The sequence below is a fragment of the Entomohabitans teleogrylli genome (assembly GCF_001484765.1).
GTDB lineage: Bacteria > Pseudomonadota > Gammaproteobacteria > Enterobacterales > Enterobacteriaceae > Entomohabitans > Entomohabitans teleogrylli.
Window position 1 is genome coordinate 517,993 of sequence record NZ_KQ947376.1, and the last position, 21,684, is coordinate 539,676.

Below are 21,684 nucleotides of genomic sequence, written 5' to 3' on the forward strand. Positions count from 1 at the left end.
TATCAGTATTCCAGCACTCCGCGCGCCAGCGGCATATAGCGCAGGGAGAAGAACAGTCGCTGGCGCCCGGCCCGGGGCGGCTCACTGAGCAACCGCTGCTGGGCCAACGCATCGAGCGGTGTGGCGTGGAATCCGGAGCGGGAACGGTCTTCGCGGAACAACTCCACGACGGTGCCGTCGGCCTGGCCGGCCAGATACAGATTGCGCTCCTGAGGAGTCAGCTTGCCGCTGCCGGCGCCGTCCTGAACCCAGACGCTGACGCCGCTGGCGCGCAGGGTGTTCACCAGTCGCTGGTATCCCTGCGGGGACATATTACCGGCAAAGAAACTGCTCACCGCTACCGGTTTCACCGCCAGCGCATCCAGCGACAGCCGGGTATCAGACAGCCACTGCTGCGCCAGGCGCTGCGCCTGCTCATCGCGCCAGCGTAAATCGTCGATTTCACTGCTGATATACCAGCCGCCGATCTGCGCCGCCCCCAGCAGTTGCAGCCACTGCCTGGCCGTCGCCACATCCACCGCCCGCAAATGGTTCAGGTAGTTTTCCAGCGCCGGCAGCGGCTGATTCTGGCGGTTGAAAAAATCAGGATCGGCGTGCAGGCCGACAACCAGTTGCAGGCCGGCGGCGCGGGCGATACGCGCTTTATCCGCCAGCCACTGGCGCGCCGGGTCATCCCAAAAACCATCGCCATAGCGTGTCCACTGAATCACCAGCGTATCAATCCCCGCGCGGCGCAGATCGCCCATCATCTTCTGCCAGCGGTCGTCGCTGACCGACATATCGCGCAACTGGGGTTGGTAGATAACGCCGTTCATCCCCTGGGCCAGCGGCGACAACAGCGCCAGCCCCCACAGTAATAGTGCCCATAACCTGCGCATTACCAGCGTACCCCCAGAGTCAAAAACAGACCGTTGCGATTTCCGGCTTCACTTCCCGGACGATCCAGCGTGCGCTGGTACTCCAGGCCGACACTGGTTTTATGGGCAAACGCATCGTAGTCGGTTTCCCCTGACCAGTGATTAAAACGCACGCCGATACCGGCCCGGGTGTAATCCTGCCAGCCTGGCGCATTGCTGGTTGCGCTGTACTGCAAATGCCAGTAAGGCTCCAGCGTCTGGTGCGACGAGATTTTCTGGTGCCAGCTCTGCCGGTAGTCAGCGGTATACAGCTGATTATCGGCCCTCACATAATGGGCGGCATCCAGATACAGGTTCTGGGCGAACCACCCCTGGCCGCGCGGGTGCCAGTCATCGCTGAAGCGACCGCCATTGAAGAACGACGCGCTGGCGCGCAGCATCAGGTCGGCATCGCCATTCTTGTCCAGCGGTATCTGCTGTTCAGCGGCCAGATAAAAGACCTGCTCGCGCAGCGGTTTCCAGCGAATCCCGGCCGCCAGTAATGGATCGAACACCGGCGCCATATTGTTGCGCCCGGCGCTGCCGGCGGTCATACGGGTATATACCGACAGCAGATCGCCGTCGATAATCTGGTTACGCCCAAGACGATATTCCGCTTCGGCCTGGGCATAACTGCGATAGCTGCCCGGCTGCGGATTGCTGTTCACCCCGCTGGCGGTCTGACGCGAATCCCGGGTCAGACCCAGGGTCGAGTCGAAAGTGAATGTCCAGCGCCGGGCGCTGTCTTCGTGAATACGCCGCAGATTAAACCGCTCGTCGCGCTGCTCATCGCTGAGCGTGGCGCCGGGGACCAGCGTATTGTCGATATCATCCACCACCCGCTCGCTGTAGCGTTTAATATCCGGCTTATTATCCAGCCGCTGGCTGACATAAATCATCTGGCGCAGCAGTTGCGGATCGTCAGGCGTTTGTTCCAGCGCCTGGCGGAAACGCTGCGCCGCCCCCGCCATATCCCCCCGCTGATACAGGGCGCCGCCCTGGACCGCCAGACCGGGTCCGGCGCTGTAACCCGCCAGCGGATCCGCCAGATTGCGCATCCAGGCCACCTCCTGCCAGTGGGCCTGGGCTTTGACATCCTGCGCTTCACGGGCGCTGAGGGCCGCAGCGCGGATATCCTCATCAGCCATGGTGTCCGGCGGCATTTCGCGCCACAGGCGATCCGCCAGTGACCAGTCCTGTACCTCATAGGCCAGGTAAGCCGCCTGGCGCTGGTAATAGACGCCGCTGTCGCGCGCCTGCGCCTGCTGCGCCGCAAATAATGACAGGCCTGGCGCGATGGGGCGATAGCACTCCACCAGCCGCGACCACGTGGCGGCGTCATATCCGGCGGAAAAATCCCCCAGCAGCGTGCGTAGTGTGGGACAGGAGCCGGCATCGCTGAACAATGACGCCTGCATCATGCGGATCGCCGGACTGCCCCCCGGCTCAGCCAGCCGCTGGCGCTGCCGGGCAGTCAAATCCTGCGGCCGCTGGCGCGCCAGTTCCAGGGTCCGGCCGATTAATGCGTTCTGGCGCGCGCCGGCGCCATTGAACGGCCAGCGGTCGATCAACAGCGCCAGCGCCTGCGCGGGTTGTTTCAGCACCACCAGTTGATAGCTGTATCTGTCCAGCGCCGACCAGTCCAGCGCTGAACGGGCGTTTAACTGGCGGATATACTGCGCCGCCTGGCGACCGTTCCCCTCCGCCAGACTGAGCGCCAGGCGCTGATTCAGTCCCTCGTCTCCGGGAAACGTTTCCAGCAGCGTCTCCGCCCCCCGCCGATCCTGCTGTTGCAGACGCAGGGGCACCAGGGTATTGAGGATCCACGCTTTATTGGCGGCAAATTGCGGGGCGTAATCCGCCACCGCCTGCGGCGGATTTTCGCTGCGGGTCGCCAGCAGCCACAGCCAGTTATACTCATCGCCCTGCTGATTAAAGCGCGGCTGACGTTGTTTCAGGTAGCTGCGTAAGCGCTGGGTCTCGCCGCGCCGCGCCAGCGACTGCGCATAGGCCAGTTGCATATCCGGGCTGTTCATCACGCCCTGACGCTGTAAGTCGAGGATCCGGTCGTCGTGGCGCAGACGCAGCAGAATGGCAAACCACTGCTGATACTCTTCCTCACTGAGTGTCTTACGGCGATCCATACGCGCAAAACTTTCATCCGCCAGCGACCAGTTGCTGAGCCCGATAGCCCGCTGCGCCAGCTCGCTGGTTAATTCACGGCCCTCTTCACTGTCGCGCAGCGCATTCTCCTGGCTAATCTGGCTCGCCACCTCCAGCTCACCCATGGTCAGCGCCTGGCGCGCCACCTGCTGCCAGCAGCGCACGGCGTCGCAGGTCGCTTTCCACGCCAGGAGATCGGCGCGGTTGCGGATCTGCGGTAGCTTTTCCGGCAAGACGTCGAATGCCTGGCGCAGCGCCGGGTTATTGGGATCTTTTTTCAACTGGCGGGACAGTAACTTCCGGGCGGAATCATCATGGCCGAACTGCCGGTATGCTTCGGCGAGGATCAGGGTCAGGCCGCTGTTGTCCGGCGCCAGTTGCAGGGCATGCTGAAAATTCTCCAGCGCCTGTTTTTCATCACGGTTTTTCAGCGCCTTTTGCCCGCGATCGAGGAACGGGTAAACCCGAAAATACTGATAATCGCTGAGCCCATAACGCTCCTGTTGTTCTGCACCGGACGCGATCCCCGCCGTCGCCCCCAGCAAACAGCCCAGCACCAGCGCCACAGGGGTAAAACGAAAATTCATGATACCCCTCCGGACAAGGCGGCAATTTGCAAACTGGAGATACCGTGCTGATGCAGCAACGTTTCCATGCACGGTTGCAACGCTTTCTGGCGATCCAGCGCTCGGGTGACGTCTTCATCGTTGACGACGCCTTCCGCCACCAGAAACTCGCCAAACTGTAAATCGCTGCGCTCAAAGCGCAGTAATAGCGCCTTGAGTACCGCTTCATTAAGATGCAACTGGCTGGTCAACACCTCGGCAAACAGCAACTGCCCGGAGACCCAGGTTTGCCAGATACTTTCGCCCTGTTCCGCCGTCAACATGCCGGAACGCACCGCGCCGTCGACCAGCTGGCGCTTGTTCTGGCGCTGCTCCAGATACCAGTAGCGCAGCCCGACAACCACCTGACCGCGCGGCACAATCACATAACGCACCGGCATACTGACTTTGCGGCCCAGCGCCGCCAGAGAGACCGGGTCGATAGCGCTTTCGCTGGCGCAGACCAGGGTATCATCTTCCACCCGCAGCGGCAGAATGGCGTAATGCAGCGCCACCTTAGCCGGCACCCGGGCTATCAGCGCAGGATCAATTTGCAGGCTGTTAAGGTCCTCTGACGCCACGTGCGCCTGCTCCGCCAGCGCGCGCGCCAGTTGAGGCGCGGAAATCATCCCCTGGTGCAGCATACTGCCCCCCAGTTTCAGACCCGGCACGCGATTGACCAGCGCCTGCTCAAGCTGTTCCGCGCTGATGGCGCCCTGTTCGACGAGGATCTCCCCGACAGGGCGCATTGCCGGGCTGCGGCCGGCGACGGAAGGAAAGTCATGGGTCGTTTTATCCCACGCCACCCGGCGCGGATCGCCGTGTTGAATCACCTGACGGATAGCCCGCCAGTTGGCCATAAAGTTAATCAGGTTGCCCCAGAACAGACGTGGAATAACCAGCAGCCCCTGGCCGATGCCATAGTAACCGGTGACAAAGATCATGCGTTGCACGATGCGGTTACACATCAGAATTAAATTGCCCCACAGCAGCAAAACCAGCCACATGTCACCCTGGAACACCGATAAAAATTGCCACGGATCGCTGGCCAGCATCTGGTAAATCCACAGTGCGATCAGCTGTAGCGCGACACACATCGCGGTGAAGCTGAGGAAGTTAGCGATGGCGCCTTTACGGTCGCGCCATAAAAAGTAGTTCAGTATCGGGCTACTGGTCCAGCGGTGGGTTTTGAATCCCTGAAAGACGATGCCGATAATCCAGCGTGACTTCTGGCGCACCGCCGTCTGGTAGGTATCGGGAAAATATTCGCGCACGCAAATAACATCCGCCGTACGGCGCCGCTGGCCGAAAAGACGCTTTTTATGGGGATCGGCCAGCACCGGGAAGCGGCAAAATATTTCGCTCATCCCTTTCTGACGCAGGCGAAAGCCGATGTCGTAGTCCTCTGTCAGACTCTGGACGTCAAAGGCAATCCCGTCGCCGTCGGCCAGCAGCGCCATCACCGCGCGGCGGCTGAAGCAAGTGCCGACCCCGGCGCTGGGAACCTGACCTGACAGGGCTTCGCGCACCGGGACATCTTTGCCATGCAGTTCAGAAAATTCATCGAGATACGACAGGCTGGTGAAGTGGTACCACGGACGTTCAAAGGGATAGACCGGGATCTGGATCAGATCCTTACGCGCTACCAGATAGTTGAACAGCCGCAGTTCCATGGGAGAGATGACATCTTCGGCATCGTGCAGAATAAACCCGGCAAAATTCAGCCGCGCCTGATTTTCAAACTGCAAAATGGCATCCAGCACGTTATTCAGGCAGTCGGCTTTGCTGGTTGGCCCCGGCCTCGCGCACACCACTTTATGCACGTTGGGAAATCGGGCGCACACTTCATCGACATCGCGCTGGGTATCCGGATCGTTCGGGTAGGTACCGACAAAAATATGGTAATTCTCATAATCGAGCGTCGAAGCCGCCAGTTCCGCCATATTGCCGATAACCCCGGTTTCATTCCACGCCGGCACCATAATCGCCAGCGGTTTTTCGTCCGGTTGGTAGAGCGCGCGATAGTCGAGCCGCTCATTCTTGCGATACACCGTCAGCGCGCGCCACAGACGCCGCACCCAGAAAACAATATCAATGAAAAGATCGTCTATCCCACTGATAAACATCATGATGGCCAGAGTAATCGCCACGACCTTCACGACATAAAGGTACGTCGTAAAGTAATCAATCAACCAAACCATAGTGTGCGGTGCGCCTCAGAGATTCTGCATCAGACAGGAAGCGTTAATGACAGCGTAAAGAAGATGCCAGAGAGCGGTAAATGTTACTGGTATCATATGACAAAAGGACCCGATACCAAATACGATTTACTTATAAAAGTGCGTAAATAAGGAATAAAACGCCATAAATCAAGTTTATTAACAGTTATTTAATTGGGAAATATAGAATACATCGATATTTGTAACAACCATTAGGATAATTCCTTCGCTTATGCTGACCGGAAGCCGATTTCCCCGCCCATTGCGGAGCAAATCACCGCCCCCCTGCGGCCAGCGTTCCTTTTCGTATAGCACAAAATCGCGCGTTACGCTTTCGGCTACCCGGAGAGGTTGTGAGACAGAACCTGCGCCAGATCACCGGCCAGCCGTAAAATCTGTCGCTCGTCCAGCGCCGCGACGGTAACGCGCAGTCCATCGCTGGCGTTACCCACCGCAAACCCTTCGCCTCCGCGCACCGACCAGCCCAGATGCGCCATTTCCAGCACCGCGCGCTGGCTGCCGCCGGGCAGCGGGATCCAGATATTCAGCCCGTCATGCTCATGCTGCAACGCTACCCCGCGCTCCCGCAGCGCATCAGCCAGCAGTGAACGCCGCTGGCGATAGCATTCCCGCACCTGCGCCAGCCGGGTTCGCTGTTGCGCAGACGACAGCAGCACCCCGGCGAGCTCCTGAATCAGATGGCTGACCCAGTTAGTTCCCGGCGCCAGGCGCAGCCCGAGGCGCTGAGCTGTCACCTCATCGCTGGCAATACACGCCAGACGCAGGTCAGGACCGAAAATTTTCGCCACCGAACGCACCAGCGCCCAGCGCTGGCTCTGTGGGGCAATCACCTGACAAAACGGATGGGTCGATAACAGCGAAAAGTGATCGTCGACAATAACCATCACCTGAGGATATCCGGCCAGACAGCGGCGCAGCGCCGCCGCCCGCTGTGGCGTCAGACTCACCCCACAGGGATTGTGAGCGCGCGGGGTAATAATCACCGCCTCAATACCGCTTTCCAGCGCTGCCCTGAGCGCCCGCGGCTCCATGCCGTGTTCATCCACCGCGATGGCGCAGGGCTGATAGCCATTGTGGCGCAGCGTATTGATGCTGCTGAGAAAACAGGGATCTTCAACCCCGACCCGATCGCCAGGCACCAGATAGCTGGCCAGCAGACGTTCGACGGCATCCACCGAACCGTGACTCAGGCTGAGGCTGAAGGGGTGTTCGACATCTTCGCTCATCCAGTTACGGGCGGCGCGTTCCAGGCGCGGATGGATCACCGGCTCGCCATACAGGCCTGGCGTCAGCGAACACTGCGCCAGCGCGTGGCGTAAATCGGGCAACAGTTGCGGATCGGGATTACCACCGGACACATCGATCAGCACTGAGCCGCTGAGACTCCCCTCGCGCTCCGCCAGATTTTCCGGCTGGCGGATAAAGGTACCGGCGCGCCCCTGGCTGTGGGCAATGCCGGCGCCGACCAGGCGCCGGTAAGCCGCCGCCACCGTATTGCGGTTCACGCCCAGCGTCATAGCCAGCGCGCGCACTGGCGGCAGGCTGGCGCCCGGCAGCAACTCGCCGCGCCGGACCAGACTGCGGATTGAGTCGAAAATTTCACTGGCGGTGTGACCAATAATCATGATTGACCTATGACAATACGCTGATTAGCATAGGCCATATTACGACGCCAGCCGATCGCTGTCTATGAGGCGCGGCGCCACCCATCATCCCGCCAGTTTCCCGGAAATTTCCCTGTAACGGTACCCGGAACCTGACGTTTTCAGGGAGTGCAAGCTATGGAAAATCATGCTCTGGAAAGCGATTTTCATCCTCAGGGAGCCGCGCTGTGCGACGTGATATCGGTCCAGTCACAGGTGGTGTTCGGGAGTGTCGGCAACAGCATCGCCGTACCGGCGCTACAGCGCCACGATTTGCGCGTCACTGCGGTTCCCACGGTCATTCTTAGTAACACGCCGCATTACGCTACCTGCTACGGCGGACCGCTTCCCGGCGAGTGGTTTGAGGGGTTCCTCCACGCGCTGGTGGAACGTGACGTCGTGCAACAGACCCGGGCGATCGTCACCGGCTATCTGGGCGCCCTGGATCGCGTCGATATCCTCAGCGCCTGGCTGACCCGGGTACGGCAGATAAATCCGCAGGCGCTGATCGTCATCGATCCGGTGCTGGGCGACACCGACAGCGGATTTTACGTGCCTCCGGCGCTGGCGGAGGCCTACCGCCATGCGCTGGTGCATTTCGCCACCGGCATCACCCCCAACAGTTTTGAACTGAGCTGCCTGCACGGCGCGCCGCTGACCAGCCTGAGCGACACCATCGACGCCGCGCGCGGTTTACTCAACGGGAATCTGCAGTGGGTTGTGGTCACCTCCGCGGCGCCGGACGCCCTGGCGGGCGATCGGATCCAGGCGGTGTGCGTGACCCGCGACGACGCCACCATCGTCACCCATAATAAGCTACCGGTATCGCCCAAAGGGACCGGCGATCTGTTCAGCGCCGAACTGACCGCCGCTTTGCTGAGTGGGCTACCGCTGTCGGAAGCGGTGCGGGGATCCTGCCAGCGCGTAGAGGAGGCGATCCTCTGCACCTGGCGCAGCGGCAGTAAAGAGCTGTGTCTGCCACCGCGTTGATGCGCTTTCTCCCGCGCCCCGCGGGAGTACATGATGGTTTTTTGGGAGAATGGCATGAACTACGCCCTGCTGTGTCTGGCTATCATCTGCGAAGTGATCGCCACCACCTGCCTGAAATTATCGGACGGTTTTACCCGTCTGGCGCCAGGGGTCGCGACCGTGGTGTTCTATGCTCTGGCATTCTGGTGCCTGACCTTTCCGATGCGCACCATGCCCACCGGGGTGATTTATGCCATCTGGTCCGGGGCGGGAATCGTCCTGATTGGCCTGGTGAGCTGGCTGTTTCTCGATCAGAAGCTCGACTGGCCGGCGATACTCGGTATGGGATTGATTGTGCTGGGAGTGCTGGTCATTAACCTGTTTTCACGCAGCGTGGCGCACTGAACGGCGGCGCCAGCCTGCGCTGGCGCCCGGGTAAAGTTATTTTGCCCGTTTCGGAAGCGTTTTCAGTAGCTCTTCCGGGCTGATGGCGGCCACCACGCTGCCCGGTAGCGGCATCTTCAGGATATGATTTTTAATCTTGCCAATAACGTGCATTTCGCAGGGTTTACAGTCAAATTTCAGGGTCAATACTTCATCCTGATGCACCAGTTGCATGGGCGTGGCGCGGCCTTTGACGCCCTGAACCCCTTTCGCCTGTTTCGGACACAGATTAAATGCAAAGCGCAGGCAATGTTTGGTGATCATTACCGGTACGTCGCCCTTTTCTTCATGCGCCTCATAGGCGGCATCAATAAGCTGAACGCCGTAGCGCTGGTAGAAATCGCGCGCTTTCTGGTTATAGACATTGGCGAGGAAAGTTAAATGGGTTTCCGGGTACAGCGGCGGCGGATCGCTGACCGGTTTGCGCAGCGCCCGCTGGTAACCCGCCATTCGCGCCTGCTCCAGTTGTTCTATTGTCTCGCGGCGCAGTTGATTCAGCAGGCTGTTGGGTACAAATAGCGCCCCGGGCAAATTCACCTCAATATTGCGCGCATAATAGATAGTCTGTCCCAGTTTCCCCAGCCCGTCGCGCAAGCCGTCCAGCGCTTTTTGCGGATTATTCGCCAGGTCGAACTGCCCGTCCAGAGTATGGGTCACCGACGCGCCATCTTCGCTGGTCGCCGTCAGAATTAACTGCTCCTGCCAACCGCTCAGCGCCAGATCCACCGCGATGCGCCGCTCGCTGGAGGTTTTTAGCAGCGCCTGCTGCCAGTTATGGTCCAGATTGCGGTTCAGCGGATGGTGCGGGCGCAGGTTTTTCAATGCCTCCGGCTGCTCGTTGGGCCACACGCGATACTGCCCCGGCGCGGTTTGTTCCACGGTGTTGACCCGGAATCCCACCACCTCACGCTTGATGAGCACATTCAGACCATCGCCGTTAGCCAGCGGCCCGGTGACTGCTACATCCAGATAGTCGCGCCCTACTTTCAGGACTTCGCCCACCGGCAGGCCGATAAACTTCGGCGAATCGAAAGCGCCGATATCGCCTTTGCGCTCATTCACGAAATAGTCGGTGCTGCCACGGTGGAAGGTTTTATCCGGCGACGGAATAAAGAAATGCTGCGTATGCCCGGCCGAAGCGCGCTGCAAGTCGCCGCGCTGGTCAATAATCTGATCGAGTAACTGGCGGTAATAAGCGGTGATGTTCTTCACATAGCTCATATCCTTATAGCGCCCTTCAATTTTAAAAGAGCGCACCCCGGCATCGATCAACGCCGCCAGATTGGCGCTTTGATCGTTGTCTTTCATCGACAGCAGATGTTTTTCATAGGCCACCACCCGCCCCTGATCGTCTTTCAGGGTGTATGGCAAACGGCAGGCCTGGGAGCAGTCGCCGCGGTTAGCGCTGCGCCCGGTCTGGGCATGGGAGATATAGCACTGCCCGGAATAGGCGACGCACAGCGCGCCGTGGATAAAGAATTCAATCGTGGCGTCCGTATTATCGTGAATAGCGCGGATCTGCTGGAGATTCAGCTCCCGGGCAAGAACGATTTGCGAGAATCCGACCTCAGCCAGAAAACGCGCTTTCTCCACGCTGCGAATATCGCACTGGGTGCTGGCGTGCAACTCAATGGGCGGGATATCCAGTTCCAGAATCCCCATATCCTGGACAATCAGCGCATCCACCCCCGCCTGGTATAAATCGTCTATCTGACGGCGGGCCGGCTCCAACTCATTGTCATGGAGAATCGTGTTCAGGGTGACAAAAACTTTAGCGCCGTAACGATGGGCAAACGGCACCAGCTCCGCAATATCGCGCAGGCTGTTGCCCGCATTATGACGGGCGCCGAATCCCGGTCCGCCGATATAGACGGCATCCGCGCCGTGCAGGATTGCTTCGCGGGCAATGGTGGCGTCGCGAGCCGGGCTGAGTAGCTCAAGGTGGTTTGCGTGCAGGCGCATAAGCGTTGTTATCCGGACTGATATCGAAAGGCCGCTATTGTAGTCACAAGACGCGGATTCAGAAAGCCCCGCAGTCGGGATTTCCTCAGCGAACGCCGGCGCTTTACCAGTGGCCGGCTAAGGTTGTGCGCAATTGGCATTTGTCTGTACTGCGGCGCAGGTTATGGTAACCGAGGTTCCCGCTCAGACGAACCACCTCACCGGATTGTGGTTGTTTATGTTGTTATTAGTGGTTATTTACGCCGGGTAACCGGCGTTTTTCTTCACTCACTAACCCCCTGAAGCGCATAGTGGATCAGGGAGTGGAACAGCACATCGGCATCGCTACTGTTACGGTAGGTATGGCGCTCATCGCCGGCAAAACGCAGCCCTTCCCCGGCCTGCAGCGTATGCCACTGCGCGCCAGTCTGCATATCCAGCCGCCCGTCAATCACCACCACATGTTCCACCACTCCACGCTCATGAGGCGTGGATGTACTGCACCCTCCCGGCGCCAGGGTAATCGCGAACAGATCAAACTTCAGTTGCTCATCATAGGGAAACAGCGGCACCACGACCATCTGCCGCTGTTGAGGATCGAATACCGGCCTTGTGGCGCCGGACGCCGGCGGTTCGATAAACAGAGAAAACGGCACATTAAACCCGGTGGCAATCTTCCATAGTGTCGCCACCGTGGGGCTGGACTCATTACGCTCAATCTGCCCAAGCATCGCCTTCGACACGCCGGTCACCTCTGCCGTATGCGACAGGCTCCAGCCCCGGGCCGCCCGCAGGCTCCTGAGGGTTTGCGCCAGATAATGGGCAATATCCACGTCGTATTCCTTAGCATATCAGCACGTTCACGACACAGAGCATAACAGTACTCGCTCCTGAGGCAGAATATTTCTTTTTCCTGTCGGTCATATTTCTTTTCCGGAGATTTCTGCTATCAGCGCCATAACGGTTATTTCCGCCGATTAAGATCAAACTTAATAAATAAATAATGACGCACATAAATCCAGCGAATGAAATCATCCAGAGCGACATTCAAAACAACAAAATAATTCATTGATAAAAATAATAATCAAAAAGTTATATTTATTTTATGAATAATAAATAATTCTCTCTCAAAATAATTACAACCTATTGATTATTATTTATTTTATCTCATAAAAAACATATTATTTACAGGCATTCAATAATATTAACTGGACATGTAACAGTATTCTGTATTGTCACATTTTTTACTCAAAGGACTAACGAGTATGAGAGAAAATAAAAATCTCTGTCTGGCGCTTCCTTCACCAACACGTCTGGCTATCGCGATTTCACTAACGCTAATCGGTAATACTGCCGCCCACGCTGCGGCGCTCAATATTAATGGCGGCTCCCAGACCAGTAGCGGAACCGCACACTATTCCAGTACGTCCGTCGCTCCGGCGATTCGGGTCACTAACGGCGGACAGCTTATTCTGAACCATGAAACCACCGCGTCCACCACCAACCCCACCGATCATGCCGTCGAAGTTATCGGCAACGGTTCGGCAATCATGGTCAATGATAAATTGAATGTCGATCTCCAGGGCCAGCGAAATACATACGGATTACAGATAAATCAGGGCGACTTTACCGTCGGTAATACCGGAATGTTGTCGATTATCTCCACGGCGACAGGCAGCCACGGCGTAGCGGCTATCGGAGTTGAAGCCAAAAATGGCGGCCAGGTTAACCTTGGCAGTGGAGCGACCATCATCACCAGCGCCGCGGGCGCTCAATTACCGGAAGGCCATGGTATCCGGATTCAGACCGGCGCCAGAGGCAGCAGGGATACCACTGTCAGCGCCAGGGATGTGCAGATTATCACCCATGGCGATGCGGCGAATGCGATTCAGGTGTGGAATCTGGTACCGGCCACCGGCAATTCCGACACCAAAAACGGCATAGTGACGCTGAGCGGCACCCATAACCAGATAACCACCAGCGGAAATAATTCGGCTGGCCTGCTGACCGGTTCAACATCACACGGCGTATCGCGAATTATTGTTGGCGATGCCAACAACCAGGGAAAAATCACCATTGCTACCTCCGGCAGTGACGCTGCCGGTATCCGGGCAAGCGTCAACGGCGAAATCACCCTCTATGGCGACGGGCAGACGATACGCACCAGCGGTGATAACGCGGCGGGTATTGTGGCGGATGGCGCAACGCAAGTTACCTCGGCAAATGCCAGCCCGCGGATCGCCCTGCATGGCAACGGTCACCAGATAGAAACCCGTGGCCAGTCCGCCCACGGCGTGATGGTTAATGACGGCGGACAAATCCTGATCAACAACACCAGTGAGGCCGCGAGCAGTATTATTGTCCACGGCGCTAATGCCAGCGCGGTATACGCGCTTGGCCAGCATAAATCCACTGACCGTGCCGCCAGCGTAACGATTAATCAATCCGGCGGCACGATTAAAAGCACCGCCGGCGACGCGTTCCGGGCCCAAGGCGCCACCATCAACGCCACCCTGGATCATGTCAACGTTAGCGCAGATAATGGTCATCTGATCAATGCGACGCTGTACCCCAAAAAAACCGCCTCCGGGTTGGATGGTACTATCGGCAGCGAAATCAACCTCATAGCGCAAAACGCCAGCGAGCTGACTGGCGACCTGTATGTCGACATGCTGAGCAGCGCCCGCCTGACATTGAATAGCCATTCTATCTGGACTGGCGCCGCCAGTAATGGTTCGGTGATCACTGACAGCAGCGGTAAGTGGTATCTGACCGACGACTCCATGCTGCAAATGCTGCAAAATGATGGTCAGGTATCGTTTGAAACCGATCCGGCCAATCCGGTCGCCGCCCGTAGTTTCAGAACGCTTACCATTAACAACAGCCTGAGTGGTAACGGTAACTTCGTGATGCGCGCCAATATGCAAAATCAGAGCGGCGACAAATTGATCGTTAACGGAACCAGTAGCGGCGATCATATCCTCACGGTATTCAGCGACGGCAGCCAGCAGACAACCGGCAAAGAAACCCTCACGATGGTGGAGACCAGCGATGGAAATAGCCGCTATACGCTTTCATCCACCAGCGTGGATATGGGCGGATATAGCTATGAGCTCCGCCAGGAAGATAATGGTAAAAACTGGCAATTAGCCGCCGCCGCAAATAACAGCGGTTCCGGCGGCGGTAATTCAGGCGGCGGAGGCTCCGGCGGCAATGGCGGCGGTAATTCAGGGGGCGGCGGCTCTGGCGGCAACGGCGGTGGTAATTCAGGTAGCGGCGGCAACGGCAATGCGCCTCTTTCCGCTGTGGCTGACGCGGCGGCGAACTTCATCAACAGCAACTATCTGATGAACTACGCAGAAACCCAGACGCTGATGCAACGTATGGGGGAATTACGCGCCGACAAGAAACAGGCAGATGTCTGGGCGCGCGGTTTTGACGGGCGCTTCGACAGTTTCGCGCAGGGCAAACTCTCCGGCCTGAATATGAATTACCACGGTTTTCAGATTGGCGGCGACTGGCGGCTGGATGTTCTGGAAGGCGATCTGTATCTCGGCGCTATGTTCGGCGCGGCCAACTCCAGCCAGGATTACCAGAAAAACGGCGGTGACGGCAGTCTGAGCAGCCAGAGCGCCGGGCTGTACGCCAGTTATCTGCATACTGACGGTTTATATCTTGATGCGCTGGTCAAATATTCCCATATGCGTAATGCGTTCAGCGTCAGTGACAGCAGTAGCCAGCGCGTAGGCGGTAAAGATTCCAGCGATGGAATCGCGCTTTCACTTGAGGCCGGTAAGCGTTTCTGGCTCAGCGACGCGTCCAGCGGTTTTTATCTTGAACCGCAGACGCAGCTCAGCCTGAGCTGGCAGGAGGGTATGAATGTCAATGCCAGTAACGGATTGCGCGTCGATACCGACAGTTTTAACTCCACGCTTGGCCGCGTCAGCGCCGTTATCGGCTACCAGCTAACCGATCGGATGCCCCTCAATGTCTATCTGAAAACCGGTTATCTGACCGAGCTGGATGGCAGGGTGAACTACCGTCTCAATGGTTCTGAGGAAAATACCAGCAACCGCGGCGGCTGGTGGAATAACGTTATTGGCGCCACTATCCAGATTGAGCAGCAACATTCCCTGTATCTGGACGCGGAAAGTTCTACCGGACATCGCTTTAATCAGCGTCAAATCAACGCCGGCTATCGCTTCAGCTTTTAACCTTCGCCCGGGGGCGTTTATCTCCCCCGGGGTTCATGAAATGGGATACCCCCCGGGCCAGTATAAAATTAGACAACCGATGATGACCGTTCATACTATTCAAACATCATCATCATCGCGTCAAAATCTAAGGTCCATTTATAGTGTTTTAGAAACTGATGACTGATAAAACCATCAAGCAGTATCCCGGAATCGGTATAATAGAGCACTTCTGGCAGCACACCGTACAGACCGGTCAAATCCCTCTGCTTTAACGGCCCCAGCGCGACGCTGTCAATTTTCAGCCGGGTTATCTCAAACCCTCCTCCTCCCAACCCACCTTTACTGTTATCCGGGATGTATGACTGCTGACGGTCCAGACGGATCCCGGCATAATCCAGCGCCCCTTGCTGCAGCAGTATTGACGCTTGCGGATCATCCAGCCCGGAATCGAGGAAAAAAGTCATCCCTGCTTTGCCGTTGATTTCCCCTCTGACAATTAAAAAATGCGTGCCGTCGAGAATGAAAGGGATACTGGTCGCTGCGGAATGCGTAATCCCGGCGGCGCTTTTACGTTCCCCCTGGCGTTTATTGAGGATCAGCTGACGCTGCGGGTAATCCAGAGTGGTAAGGAACTGGCGGAACACCCCGGTGGATAAAATGCCATTCACCTCAATTTTTTCTCCCGTCGTTTCGTCCGTGAAAACCCATGAATCCGGGAACTCGGCAATATCAACCGGCACGTCATGCAAAGTCACATCCCCCAAATTCAGCGCCTGCAGACGGGAGTAACCGATTTCCGCGGTCTTTCCGCCGGCATAAGTACCGGTGAAGCTGGCCAGCGGCTTAAGCCCGAGTTTCGTCGCCATGTCAGATTTGAGGACAAACAAATCAGCTCCGGTATCAATAAAGACATTGATGGGATACCCGTTGACCCTGACAGAAACGATCGGCAGATGATTCATCGAGATAAAGGGAAGTACCGCCTTTTCGGCATACCACTCTGTTCGGTAAGGCTTATCCTCACCATAGGCGTGCATAAGTGATACCAGCGCATCGTTACTCTGTGACAGAGAAGCTCTTTGCTCATCGGTGAAAAGATAACGAGCTCTGGCATACTGTCCCGTCTGATAATAGACATATAACAGACCAATTTTGCTTTTCAGATAGTGGGGCGCGGCTTGCTTCAGCGCAGAAAAATATTTCTCAGCAGTGGCATATTCCCCATACAGATAATGGATAAGACCGGTCTGCCAGGTGGCTTCCGATTCTGTCTGTGGGTCAGACAGTAATAAACGCAGATTCGCCCTGGCCTCTTCAATATTTCCGCTCAGGAGTTCATCTCTGGCAAGATCCAGGCGCAGGGCGGAATTTTGAGGCTCTTCCTGGAGACGCTGGCGCTTTTCATCAATAAACTGCTTATAGTCTCCGCGGTGCAACTCCCCTCTCACCTTTGGGAATACCCTATCCGCAGACGCTGACTGTGCTATATCCGTATTTTCATGAGTCGTAGCAAAAAGACATATACAGAAAAAGAGCAGCAGCAATATCATTAATCGGTGAAACATAGCGGAACCTCCTGTTATTTGAGAGTAATTCCATTCGGAAAATTTAATGATGTAGGGGTGTTCATATTCCAGCAGGACGGAAAAGCCGCGTATCACCGCCCCGGTTATTCCACCCATAATAAACGCTATCGCCAGGTGATAGCTGTTCAGGACTACCCATAGAACTGGCAGGCATTGCTACCGGACAATAACTTTATAATCCTGGTAACCACATACCAGCCATGCCCCGCCGCTGGCTGGCGGTATAACCCGCGGAACATCAGCCTCGCTTCCGGGGCAAATTCTCCCGGTTAAGGTCAGGGCTGCCGGTCCGTTTTTGGTATGCCGTTGCTGTATGCGGACCGCGCTGACGCTTTTTTGCTGCCGTGGGATGGCGGTATTTTATTATCCGGTGGCGGCTTGTGGTTTTATCTCCGCCACAAGCCGCCAAAGACACAGCCGTAACGATGGTAATATAAATAACCAGCCCGGCGCATAGCGTTTTTCATGGCTAATAAACACATAGCGACAAATAAAGAGAAAAGTCGCGCACCGGAAAAAACACGTTCGGTTAAGAGAGCAAATTGCCATTTTCAGGAAAAGCGCACTCAGTCATTCTCATCACTATCCTTTACCGGTAAATAAGTAAACAGGTCGCCGGGTTGGCAATCAAGATATTTGCATAATGCATCGAGCGTGGAAAAACGAATTCCTTTAATTTTACCCTGTTTGATTAAGGACAGGTTTTGCTCGGTGATACCGATAGCCTCTGCCAGCGCTTTGGATTTCACTTTCCTGGCTGCCAGTAATATATCGAGCTTAACTACGATTGCCATAAATACCTCGCATCACAGGAAAAGTTTATTTTCTTCATTTATGATGCAGGCTTTCTCAAGTATTTTTGCCACGGCAATAATACAGGCAGAGATAAAAAGCCAGGCAACAGAATGGAGTTCAAAAAAGAACAGAATTTCACGCCCGGCTGGCGGTCTGGTCACGGTTAGCCAGTAGCTCTGCAGTGGGACAGAGATAATCGTCATCACTGTCCATGTCGCCAGCGATACGCCGGCTTTTCTCATATGCTGCGCCGCGCTGGAGGAGAAATAGTCCCGGCGGGCATAAACCCGGAATAATGCCCTGACCTGGTACAGGCAGTAACAAAGAGGCACCAGCACCAGAAAATTAATCAACCCCTGGCCCGCAACCTGCCATAAGGGAAACTCCGCCAGGCTGATATTAAGTGTCGATAGCACCCTGTCAGAGAGAGAAAGCTGCACAGCGGAGATTTCCCCGATAAATGACAGCGAGGGCAAAAACAGGGCCAGCGAATCCAGCAGGATAACCGCCACGATAAGCAACATGGTGGCAGTCACCATCCGCTGGTAGAACTGTGCAAGTGCATCCGGAGACATAAAACCTCTGCGTTTCAGCTTCAATGTATGCGGTATATAATACACACAATTAAAGTAATACAATAATAAGTTATCGTTTTATTTTAATTTTAAAATCTTACTCGCGACATAACCTTATGTTTTTCATTGTTTTTATTTATAAAAACTCGAGTAAAATCATATGGTAACAACATCCTCAAACGCTGCCAGGCACCTCTGGCGTTATAAAAAACGGTTGACACCCACTCACCGCACTAGTTTACTGGTACGGCATTTGATTAAAACAGGTATCGGACAATGACATTCTCAATGATGACTCAGCATGACTGGTGGCGTACTTCCCGTTAACGGGCAGTATCGTCACGTCTGCAGTTTGCATACCGATACCCGGCCCGCCAGTGAGCGGGCTTTTTTTTGCCCAAATTTTTGCAGTGCGCGAAAAGTTTCACCGCGTTAAACGCCGCCTGGAGGCGCTGCGCAGTCACTGATTTCATTTCACGTGCAGAGTCCGGACCGGGAACCTGGCCCCGGTTGATCGGGCACTGTGCAGACATTAAGGAGCAATAATGAGTACGTTACTCAACCCCCGCTTTGGCGAATTTGGCGGTATGTATGTCCCGCAAATTCTCATGCCCGCCCTGCTTCAACTGGAAGAAGCCTTCGTCAAAGCACAGCAAGACCCGGCGTTTCAGGCTGAGTTTAGCGACCTGTTGAAAAACTACGCGGGTCGCCCAACGGCGCTGACCCGGTGCCGTAACCTCACCAGAGGTACCCGCACTACCCTGTATCTCAAACGGGAAGATTTACTACACGGCGGGGCACACAAAACCAATCAGGTGCTGGGCCAGGCATTACTGGCCAGACGCATGGGTAAAACCGAGATCATTGCCGAAACCGGAGCCGGACAACATGGCGTGGCGTCCGCCCTCGCCAGCGCTTTGCTGGGACTGAAATGTCGCATTTATATGGGAGCGAAAGACATTGAGCGTCAGTCGCCGAATGTCTTTCGCATGCGTCTGATGGGCGCGCAAGTGATCCCGGTACACAGCGGCTCCGCTACCCTCAAGGACGCGTCAAACGAGGCGCTCCGGGACTGGTCCGGGAGTTATGAAACCGCTCACTTCATGCTGGGGACGGCCGCCGGCCCACATCCTTTTCCGACCATTGTCCGCGAATTCCAGCGCATGATCGGAGAAGAGACCCGTATGCAGATTCTGGAGCAGGAGGGTCGTCTGCCGGATGCTGTTATCGCCTGCGTGGGTGGGGGATCTAATGCGATAGGCATGTTTGCCGACTTTATCGCTGAGACAGACGTTGGGCTGACAGGGGTTGAACCGGCAGGCCACGGCATTGAAACCGGTAAGCATGGCGCCCCGCTAAAGCACGGCCGTGTCGGCATTTATTTCGGTATGAAATCGCCGATGATGCAAACCGATGAAGGACAAATTATTGAATCCTGCTCAATTTCCGCCGGTCTGGATTTTCCCTCTGTCGGCCCACAGCACGCCTGGCTGAACAGTACCGGGCGCGCAAACTATGTCTCCGTCACCGATGATGAAGCGCTGCATGCTTTTAAAACCCTGAGTCGGGAAGAAGGCATTATTCCGGCTCTGGAGTCCTCCCATGCCCTGGCTTACGCCCTGAAAATGATGCGGGAAAATCCCGATAAAGAGCAACTGCTGGTGGTCAATCTTTCCGGCCGCGGAGACAAAGATATTTTCACCGTACACGATATTCTGAAGGCGCAAGGAGAAATCTGATGGAACGTTATAATACCCTGTTTGCAACGCTTAAAACCCGGGAAGAAGGCGCATTCGTTCCCTTCGTGATGTTAGGCGATCCGACTCCAGCGCAGTCACTGCGTATTATCGATACCCTGATCGAAGCAGGTGCCGACGCCCTGGAGTTGGGGATCCCATTTTCTGATCCGCTGGCCGATGGCCCCGCTATCCAGAGCGCGGTACTGCGGGCCTTCGCCGCAGAGGTCACGCCGACAATTTGCTTTGATATGCTGGCCGCCATTCGCCACAAACATCCAGCCATTCCGATCGGCCTGCTTACCTATGCGAATCTGGTATTCAACAAGGGTATTGATGAGTTTTATGCCGGGTGCCAACGCGCCGGCGTGGATTCGGTTCTGGTGGCAGATGTCCCCTTCGAAGAATCGGCGCTGTTCCGTCAGGCGGCGATACGCCACCAGATTGCGCCAATTTTTATCTGTCCCCCGAACGCCGGAGATGAGTTACTCCGGCAGTTAGCCCGTCACGGCCGGGGCTATACCTACCTGCTTTCCCGTGCCGGAGTCACAGGTACTGAGCAACAGGGGACAAAATCGTTACACCACCTGGTGGAGAAACTGGCAGAATACCAGGCAGCACCAGCGCTGCAGGGATTTGGGATATCGCAACCCGGCCAGGTGACAGAGGCGCTTAAAGCAGGCGCAGCTGGCGCCATCTCAGGTTCGGCCATCGTGAAAATCATTGAGAAGCATTCGGGTAATGATGACGCCATGCTGGCTGAACTGCAGGCATTTGTGATGAGTATGAAAGCGGCAACCCGTCGCGGATAGTCAGCAATTAGCCGCCTGAACAGACGGTCTGGCGGCTAACCGAAACCGCTCTCCCCCTGCCCGGCCTTGAGTGTTTAACGCCATGATCCCCGGGAACGGCTGACAGGCGGCTGATAATGAAGATGACGGCACGCTCGTCGCCCGCCCGAAGAGAAATCACCCTGAACGGGTAGCGCTTCATCGGGTAAAGTGCGATAAGAAAAAGGGCTACATCCGATATCATGCAGTAAATACCCCGGCAGTATTCACACCAGGCATTCAGGGCAAACAGGAGGGTTGATGCATCAGGCATTTCACTGGATAAACGAACCGGCTGAATGGCATAACGCAGATGGCAAATTGTCTGTCATAACAGATAGCAACACGGACTTCTGGCGTAATACCTGGTACGGGTTTGACCGTTTCTCCGGGCATATCTACGCCACTCACGTGGCCGACGATTTTACCTTTCAGGTGAAGATATGCGCGCAATTCAATACGCTCTATGACCAGGCTGGACTGATGTTTATGTCAGATGAGCAGCACTGGCTCAAGGCGGGTATTGAATTCAATGATGGCGCACCAGCCATTGGCAGCGTACTTACGCTACAAAATTCAGACTGGGCAACCGGCATCTTTACGGGCAACCCTGGTAAGTTCTGGCTGCGACTGACACGCAAAGGTGATGCTTTAAGGTTACAGTACTCGTCAGATGGCCAACACTGGCCGTTGCTCCGCTTATGTTATTTTCCACCCGGGCCGGCGAAAATTGGCGTGATGTGCTGTACGCCTGAACGCCAGGGATTAGCCGTAGAGTTTCTTGATATCAGGCTTTCTCCCCCTGTGGATAAAGCCCTGCACGATCTGAGCTGACTGGCAGCGGCGGCCCGTTTTATATGGCGCGGCGCCAGCCCAGGCGTCAGCGCTGATCTATCAATGACGAAACCGGCGGATATCCAGGTCTGCGACAGGCGGTATATCACCTCTTACCCGACGGGGAACATGTGCTCTGCAATATCTGTATGATGACTTGCTATTCACGTGCGGGAGCGAAACGGTGTTTTCAATGATCATCGCCCAACCACATCATTAATCACTATTTTT

At 56.1% G+C, this 21,684-nt stretch carries 15 protein-coding genes and 1 other annotated feature; of the genes, 6 read left to right on the forward strand and 9 right to left on the reverse strand.

Features of this window, described 5'->3' with window-relative positions; translation table 11 throughout:
* Positions 1-2 precede the first annotated feature (2 nt).
* From AQ981_RS02425 to ptsJ, 4 genes are all read right to left on the reverse strand, one after another.
* Positions 3-878, reverse strand: coding sequence for a DUF4434 domain-containing protein (locus AQ981_RS02425; RefSeq protein WP_058910146.1), 876 nt, complete (start codon positions 876-878; stop codon positions 3-5).
* The gene (locus tag AQ981_RS02430) at positions 878-3,646 is read right to left on the reverse strand and encodes an NfrA family protein (protein ID WP_058910147.1); all 2,769 of its coding nucleotides are present in this window, start codon (positions 3,644-3,646) and stop codon (positions 878-880) included. The genes AQ981_RS02425 and AQ981_RS02430 overlap by 1 nt, the downstream gene beginning before the upstream one ends.
* Positions 3,643-5,865 carry a cyclic di-3',5'-guanylate-activated glycosyltransferase NfrB gene (nfrB, locus tag AQ981_RS02435; RefSeq protein WP_058910148.1) on the reverse strand — a complete coding sequence of 741 codons (2,223 nt, stop codon included), beginning with the start codon at positions 5,863-5,865 and terminating at the stop codon, positions 3,643-3,645. The genes AQ981_RS02430 and nfrB overlap by 4 nt, the downstream gene beginning before the upstream one ends.
* Positions 5,866-6,221: 356 nt before the next feature.
* Positions 6,222-7,529 (reverse strand): MocR-like B6 salvage transcription factor PtsJ, encoded by a 1,308-nt coding sequence (gene ptsJ / locus AQ981_RS02440; protein WP_058910149.1) that lies wholly within the window; start codon positions 7,527-7,529, stop codon positions 6,222-6,224.
* Between the two features lie 156 nt (positions 7,530-7,685).
* On the opposite strand from ptsJ, the gene pdxK reads away from it, so the two are divergent.
* Both pdxK and AQ981_RS02450 read left to right on the forward strand, forming a co-directional pair.
* Positions 7,686-8,537, forward strand: a complete 852-nt coding sequence (pdxK, locus tag AQ981_RS02445) for a pyridoxine/pyridoxal/pyridoxamine kinase (RefSeq protein ID WP_058910150.1) — start codon at positions 7,686-7,688, stop codon at positions 8,535-8,537.
* Positions 8,538-8,591: 54 nt separating this feature from the next.
* Entirely contained in the window at positions 8,592-8,921 is a 330-nt protein-coding gene (locus AQ981_RS02450) for an SMR family transporter (RefSeq protein WP_058910329.1), read from the forward strand.
* Positions 8,922-8,957: 36 nt separating this feature from the next.
* Here the strand turns inward: AQ981_RS02450 and AQ981_RS02455 are convergent, their stop codons facing one another.
* On the reverse strand, positions 8,958-10,922 hold the full coding sequence (locus tag AQ981_RS02455; RefSeq protein ID WP_058910151.1) for a peptidase U32 family protein: 1,965 nt from the start codon (positions 10,920-10,922) through the stop codon (positions 8,958-8,960).
* Positions 10,923-11,185: 263 nt separating this feature from the next.
* Positions 11,186-11,734, reverse strand: a complete 549-nt coding sequence (locus AQ981_RS02460; RefSeq protein WP_058910152.1) for a helix-turn-helix domain-containing protein — start codon at positions 11,732-11,734, stop codon at positions 11,186-11,188.
* Between the two features lie 432 nt (positions 11,735-12,166).
* Between AQ981_RS02460 and AQ981_RS02465 the strand changes: the two genes are divergently transcribed.
* Positions 12,167-15,115: an autotransporter outer membrane beta-barrel domain-containing protein gene (locus AQ981_RS02465; RefSeq protein WP_058910153.1), complete on the forward strand. Its 2,949-nt coding sequence runs from the start codon at positions 12,167-12,169 to the stop codon at positions 15,113-15,115.
* Between the two features lie 95 nt (positions 15,116-15,210).
* Here AQ981_RS02465 and AQ981_RS02470 read toward each other — a convergent pair whose 3' ends face one another.
* The 3 genes from AQ981_RS02470 to AQ981_RS02480 all read right to left on the reverse strand — a co-directional run bounded on the left by AQ981_RS02470 (position 15,211) and on the right by AQ981_RS02480 (position 18,053).
* Complete coding sequence (locus AQ981_RS02470) at positions 15,211-16,533, reverse strand: retropepsin-like aspartic protease (RefSeq protein WP_058910154.1); 1,323 nt, start codon at positions 16,531-16,533, stop codon at positions 15,211-15,213.
* Positions 16,534-17,249: 716 nt separating this feature from the next.
* Positions 17,250-17,477: a helix-turn-helix domain-containing protein gene (locus AQ981_RS02475; RefSeq protein WP_058910155.1), complete on the reverse strand. Its 228-nt coding sequence runs from the start codon at positions 17,475-17,477 to the stop codon at positions 17,250-17,252.
* Between the two features lie 12 nt (positions 17,478-17,489).
* Positions 17,490-18,053, reverse strand: a complete 564-nt coding sequence (locus tag AQ981_RS02480) for a DUF2975 domain-containing protein (RefSeq protein WP_058910156.1) — start codon at positions 18,051-18,053, stop codon at positions 17,490-17,492.
* Between the two features lie 300 nt (positions 18,054-18,353).
* Positions 18,354-18,448 (forward strand) — a sequence feature (Trp leader region).
* 150 nt (positions 18,449-18,598) lie between these two features.
* Here AQ981_RS02480 and trpB point away from each other — a divergent pair.
* The 3 genes from trpB to AQ981_RS02495 all read left to right on the forward strand — a co-directional run bounded on the left by trpB (position 18,599) and on the right by AQ981_RS02495 (position 21,453).
* Positions 18,599-19,792: a tryptophan synthase subunit beta gene (gene trpB, locus AQ981_RS02485; protein WP_058910157.1), complete on the forward strand. Its 1,194-nt coding sequence runs from the start codon at positions 18,599-18,601 to the stop codon at positions 19,790-19,792.
* Positions 19,792-20,601 (forward strand): tryptophan synthase subunit alpha, encoded by an 810-nt coding sequence (gene trpA, locus AQ981_RS02490; RefSeq protein ID WP_058910158.1) that lies wholly within the window; start codon positions 19,792-19,794, stop codon positions 20,599-20,601. Before trpB ends, trpA begins: the two co-directional genes overlap by 1 nt.
* Positions 20,602-20,880: 279 nt before the next feature.
* Positions 20,881-21,453, forward strand: coding sequence for a DUF1349 domain-containing protein (locus AQ981_RS02495; RefSeq protein ID WP_058910159.1), 573 nt, complete (start codon positions 20,881-20,883; stop codon positions 21,451-21,453).
* Positions 21,454-21,684: the final 231 nt, after the last annotated feature.